Genomic DNA, 5,496 nt, shown 5'->3' with positions numbered 1-5,496 from the left:
GATTCGAGCGGTGCCCGAATCGATCACGTATCGGATTCCGGGAACGGTCAGAGAGGATTCCGCGACGTTGGTCGCGAAGATGATTCGGCGTTTGTTGCCGCTCGGGTGAAAGATCGCTTGTTGTTGCGATTGAGGCAGGCGAGCGTACAGCGGTAACAGTTCGACTCGGTTCGTCAGCCCCATGCGTTTGTAGTGACCAGCAACCCGATGGCTGACTTCGCGAATGTCGCGTTCGGTGGGCAAGAACACCAGCGTGTCGCCGCTGCCGTCCCGGGACAGCGAATCGAGCCCGCCGATGACGTGCCGGGAAAGATCGTAGTGTCGTCCGTCGACTTCAGCGTCCTCGCCAGCGACGTCTTCCCAAGGAAGGTAACGCAGTTCGACGGGATAGCCGCGGCCTTCGACTTGCAGAATCGGAGCCGGGAGGACGTTGGATTCGTTGTCAGGATCGCTGGCGGCTTCTTCGCAGTAGGTGCCAAAGTGTTCTGCGAAACGTTCGGCGTCGATCGTTGCTGAGGTGATGATGACTTTCAGTTCGGGGCGGCGGTCGATCAATTGCCGCAGGTAGCCCATCAAGAAATCAATGTTGAGCGAACGCTCGTGAGCTTCGTCGATGATGATCGCGCTGTAGTTGCGTAGGTCGCGATCGCTTCGCGTTTCGGCCAGCAGAATCCCGTCGGTCATCAACTTGATCTTAGTGCGATCGCTGGTTTGATCGCCGAAGCGGACTTGGTAACCGATCGCGTCACCGAGTTTGGTTTCGGTTTCCTCCGCCAAGCGAGTCGCGATGCTGCGGGCGGCCAAACGTCGGGGCTGGGTGTGCCCGATCATGCCGTGTTCGCCCAAGCCAGCATCGAGCAGCATCTTGGGAAGCTGCGTGCTTTTACCGCTACCCGTTTCGCCGCAGACGACCAGGACTTGGTGTTCGGCCAGCAAGTCCACAATCGCATCGCGATGCGCCGTGATTGGTAGCTCAGCCGGGTACTCGATCTTGATCGGTGGATCGGCTGGGCGAGAATCCTGGCGAGCCGGATCTGGATCGGTCGCACCGGTTTCTGCCGCAGCGAGTTCGACGGGCGGCAGTTCGACGTCGCTCGGCAGCGAGGGGCTGTGCGGTTTCAGCGGGCTGCTGAGTTTCCCAGGGCTGTTGGGCTTCGAGGGGCGATTGGGGTTTTGATTCACGTTGTCTCTGATTCACGTTGGTCCATCGATTGGGCGACTCGCGCCAACAATTCTTCGATGAATCGTTCTCGTTGTTCGGGGGACAGGATGTGTTCGCGTTTGGCTGTGCGAACGACCACCCTTTTCAGTGAGAGGGCCGGCCCGCTGGTCCAGGTTGAGGAGGGCACCGCTTCGGTGATGTCGGTGTAGGCGACTTGGTAACAAATCAGCCCGCAACGGATCGAGAGAGCATCGTCCAGCAAAGTGTAGCGGCACGGGATCGTGAACACGCCGGTCACTGCCGCGATCGCAGCCGCCATCAACGTCATCGTGCCGGCGTCGTCCGCACGGCCTTCATTGAAAAGGTAAGCGGCGAACGCGATGGACAGGAAAATCGGGGCGAGCAGAAGAACGAGCAGCCATCGATCGACGGCGGATGGGTAGACGAGCGGGGCGGTGTTTTTCATTCGAGCAGTTTACCAGCCAAAGGGCGTTTGTTGACCGGAGGGACAGGCTGCTTCCATCCATGCCAAGAGAGTGATTGGCGGGGTGGGTTCGGGCAAAATTCCCCCGGAATTCGCTTTTTCAGCGACTATTGATTGAAAATTCCGGTTTTTTTGTAACGAACACGAATCTCGCCACAATTGCTGGTGAGACCGAAATGCCCGCCATTAAAATCTGTTCATGACCGATCGTCCGACTCCCGCCGCCAAACGCCTGACCGCTGAATCAGCGGAGGAGCACTTTGTGCAATTGGTGACGGAGCATCAGCCGCGAATCGGGGCTTACATCCAGTCCTTGATGGGGGATGCGAATCGGGCCGCGGACGTGTTGCAGGAAACCAATTTGGTGCTGTGGCGACGCAAAGCGGATTACCAGGTCGGCAAACCGTTTTTGCCGTGGGCATTCGGAATCGCTCGTTTGCAGGTGCTGTCGAACCTGCGAGACAAACGTCGGGCTCCGTCCCTGCTGGACGCGGATGTTGCCGAGTTGGTTTCGACGGAGGTGGAAACCGAAGCCGAACGTTTGCACGAGATCCAGTCCGCTCTATCGGAGTGTTTGAATTCGTTGCCCGAAAAGCGTCGGCAAATGATTCAAGACCGTTACTTCGAATCCCAAACCATCGATCAAATCGCAAATTCAATGAGTCAAGGAAGCTCGAATGTTCGCGTGACTTTGATGCGAGTTCGCCGGCAATTGGCTGAATGCATCGAACGTCGCTTGGCAACTGGAGGTGCCTCTTGAGTTCATCCCAATCGATTGAAGAATTGCTGCTGGCCAGCGAAGAAGGAACGCTCGGTCCCGCCGATCGCGAACAGTTGAACGAATTGTTGCGGCGAGATCCCGAGGCGCGTGCCAAGTTCGCTCGTTGGCAGATGATGACGGTTGCCCTGCAAGACGGGGCGCCAACGCAATGGAAAACCGAAGCACCGGTCGTGCCGCGAGAGATGAACCGGTCGGTTTGGTCAGAGCGACAAATCTACCGTTGGGTGATCGCATCGGCGGCGGCGTTGTTGGTCGCGGTCACGTTCCGCTGGGTGCAATTGGAAACGCGGCCCGCTGAACTGGTCGCTGAAAAGCCCGCTGTGAATGGGCGGGCCTCGGCGGAAGAGCCCACTTCATCGGGCGTTGCCGTGGTGACTCAATTGGTCAACGCGAAAGACGCTGTGATCCAAGGCGTCGGTGAAACGTCTTCGCGTTCGCTGAGTGTCAATGCGGCACTGAACCCTGGATCGGTTCAGTTGCAATCCGGCTGGGCACAGATTGAATTTTTGAACGGTGCGACGGTGGTGCTTCACGGTCCGGCGGAAATGGAAGTGGTCTCCGCCGCCGAAGCGATCATGCACCACGGCCGGATTCGTGCCGAGGTGCCTCCTGCGGCGCGAGGTTTTGTGGTTCGGACGCAAGACATGAAAGTCGTTGATTTGGGAACCGAATTTGGGTTGGAAGTTTCTGAAGAAGGTTCCAACGTCCAAGTGTTCGACGGCGAAGTTGAATTGCAGGTTGACGAAGACGAGCCTCAATTGGTTGAGGCCGGCAAATCGTTGCAGCGAAACAGCGCGACCGGGGTCGGGTTGGTCAACTCGCCCATGACTCCCGATCGGTTTGTCGACGCCGCGGGCCTTCAACGATTGGCTGAAACGCAGCAAAACGAACGCTACCAACGTTGGCGCCAATACAGTGGAACGTTGCGAAAGGACCCGCGATTGATCGCTTATTTCGCGATGGATTCACCTCTCAAAGGCCAGCGTTTTCTTACCAACGACACGGTCCCCAGAAAGCCCGATTTGGACGGTGCGATTGTAGGAGCGACGGTGACGAGTGGACGCTGGGACGCGAAACCCGCCCTGCAATTCAAACGTCCCGGCGACCGAGTTCGCGTGAACGTGCCTGGCGAATTCGGTTCGTTGACGATGGCGACGTGGGTTCGAATCGATAGCTTGGATCGTTGGTACAACTCGCTGTTTTTGACGGACAGTTACCAGTTGGGCGAGCCTCATTGGCAAATCCTTGACACGGGGCAGTTGCACTTTTCGGTGCGAGCGTCGACGTCGGGGGATGAGAACGAACCCAGTGTCGGTCCGCCTCACCATGTCGCCCTTTCGCCTTCGTTTTGGAACCCATCGCTGAGCGGCCAATGGTTGCATTTGGCAGTGGTTTATGACATCGATGCCGGCACAACAACTCATTATCTGAACGGGGATGTCCTCAGTGTGGACAACATCCCTGATCATCAGCTCGTTCGCACCACTCGCATTGGAATGGCGTCGATCGGGAACTGGTCCACACCTTTGGAACCCGAAGAACATTTTGCCATTCGAAATTTGAATGGCAGCATGGGCGAGCTGGCCATCTACGCCGCTGCTCTTTCCCCCACAGAAATCAAGGAAATGGTTGAACATGGTAAACCGTGATTCATGGATGCAGTTTCTTAATGCGTCATTGGCTGCTCTTTTGATTGGCGGCGGTTCGCTTCTGTCGAACGGCAGTGCAATCGTGCACGCGCAGGAGGTGACTCATCCAACCGGCGATCCCAATCACTCCGCCGAAGACATCGAGCGTTAGTTCACGCTGAAGGTCATGCCTTTGCTGACTGAAAAATGCTTGGGTTGCCATGGCACCGACACCGACGACATCAAAGGCGATTATGACGTTCGCACTCGCGAGGCGTTGTTGCGTGGCGGTGAATCAGAAGAAGCCGCGATCATTCCTGGCAATGCGGAAGACAGCCCGTTCTTTTGGGCGATCAACTGGGACGGCTTGGAAATGCCGCCCAAGGAGAACGATCGTCTGAACGAGAAGCAAATCGAAATCGTTCGCATGTGGATCGACGCCGGTGCACCCTGGCCGAGCGAAGAACGTCAGCAAGAAATTCGCTTGGAAGAATCCATGGTCGCCGAGAACGAAGATGGCGTTCTGATGGCAACCAGTGGCGGTCAAGGCGATGAGTGGACGTATCGAAGATACAACAAGGATGAAGTGTGGGGATTCCTGCCTCGTCGAACCGAGTTTGAACACGATAGTGTCGATGCGTTCGTCAACGCGAAGTTGGAAGAGAATGGTTTGGAACCGGCTGCCGAAGCCGATCCGAACACGTTGCTCCGCCGCGTGTACTTCGACATGTTGGGATTGCCACCGACTCCCACGCAAAAACGCGAGTTCTTGTCGGCATGGGAAAAGGAATCCGAAGCGGCGTGGAACGATTTGATCGAGGAGTTGCTTACCAGCCCTCACTATGGTGAACGCTGGGCCCAGCACTGGTTGGACGTTGTTCGTTATGCCGACACAGGCGGTTTCTCGAATGACTACGAACGTTCCAACGCGTGGCGATATCGCGATTACGTGATTCGCAGTTTGAACGAAGACAAACCTTACAACGAGTTCATCATCGAGCAAATTGCAGGCGATGAGTTGCATGCGGACAAACCGGTCGATGATCCGGATCGCGTTGAAGCTTTGATTGCGACCGGGTTCCTGCGAATGGGACCTTGGGACACCGCCATGGTGCCTCTCGAAGAAGCCCGTCAAATTCTGCGAGACGACATGGTGCACAGCATCGGGCAGTCGTTCCTTTCAATGCCAATGCGTTGCTGCAAGTGCCACGATCACAAGTTCGATCCCGTGCCGACACAGGACTACTACCGGATGTATTCAGCGGTTTCGACGGCTCAACCGGTGGAAGCAGAAGCTCCGTTTTTGCCCGAAGAAAACTTGGCGGGGTTCGAAGAGGGCAAACAGCAAACGCAGGCCTTGTATGAATCCGCCAAAACGCGTGCTGATCGTTTGACTCGTCAGCGAGAAGAAGCGGCCCGCAAGTGGTACGAGGAACATGGA

The 5,496-nt window shown here is 56.8% G+C and carries 6 protein-coding genes; 4 read left to right on the top strand and 2 right to left on the bottom strand.

Annotated elements, in window-relative coordinates:
- The coding region (locus ACF8AM_RS01525; RefSeq protein ID WP_392553938.1) for a DEAD/DEAH box helicase at positions 1-1,182 on the bottom strand (1,182 nt) is incomplete at its 3' end.
- Positions 1,179-1,628: a PH domain-containing protein gene (locus tag ACF8AM_RS01520; RefSeq protein WP_392553937.1), complete on the bottom strand. Its 450-nt coding sequence runs from the start codon at positions 1,626-1,628 to the stop codon at positions 1,179-1,181. The genes ACF8AM_RS01525 and ACF8AM_RS01520, both read right to left, overlap by 4 nt.
- A 217-nt stretch (positions 1,629-1,845) precedes the next feature.
- Between ACF8AM_RS01520 and ACF8AM_RS01515 the strand changes: the two genes are divergently transcribed.
- From ACF8AM_RS01515 to ACF8AM_RS01500, 4 genes are all read left to right on the top strand, one after another.
- Positions 1,846-2,406: a sigma-70 family RNA polymerase sigma factor gene (locus ACF8AM_RS01515; protein WP_392553936.1), complete on the top strand. Its 561-nt coding sequence runs from the start codon at positions 1,846-1,848 to the stop codon at positions 2,404-2,406.
- Positions 2,403-4,076, top strand: a complete 1,674-nt coding sequence (locus ACF8AM_RS01510; RefSeq protein ID WP_392553935.1) for a LamG-like jellyroll fold domain-containing protein — start codon at positions 2,403-2,405, stop codon at positions 4,074-4,076. Before ACF8AM_RS01515 ends, ACF8AM_RS01510 begins: the two co-directional genes overlap by 4 nt.
- The gene (locus ACF8AM_RS01505; protein WP_392553934.1) at positions 4,063-4,227 is read left to right on the top strand and encodes a hypothetical protein; all 165 of its coding nucleotides are present in this window, start codon (positions 4,063-4,065) and stop codon (positions 4,225-4,227) included. The genes ACF8AM_RS01510 and ACF8AM_RS01505 overlap by 14 nt, the downstream gene beginning before the upstream one ends.
- 15 nt (positions 4,228-4,242) lie before the next feature.
- Positions 4,243-5,496: DUF1549 domain-containing protein (locus ACF8AM_RS01500; RefSeq protein ID WP_392553933.1), on the top strand; the 1,254-nt coding region annotated here is incomplete at its 3' end.

This window comes from Rhodopirellula sp. JB055 (assembly GCF_043100905.1).
GTDB lineage: Bacteria > Planctomycetota > Planctomycetia > Pirellulales > Pirellulaceae > Rhodopirellula.
Note: the sequence above shows the minus strand (reverse complement) of the source record. Positions and strands in the feature narration are given on the sequence as shown.

Coding starts and splice junctions, on each gene's coding strand:
- ACF8AM_RS01520 (WP_392553937.1), bottom strand. CDS start 1,628: ATGAAAAACACCGCCCCGCTCGTCTACCCATCCGCCGTCGATCGATGG.
- ACF8AM_RS01515 (WP_392553936.1), top strand. CDS start 1,846: ATGACCGATCGTCCGACTCCCGCCGCCAAACGCCTGACCGCTGAATCA.
- ACF8AM_RS01505 (WP_392553934.1), top strand. CDS start 4,063: ATGGTAAACCGTGATTCATGGATGCAGTTTCTTAATGCGTCATTGGCT.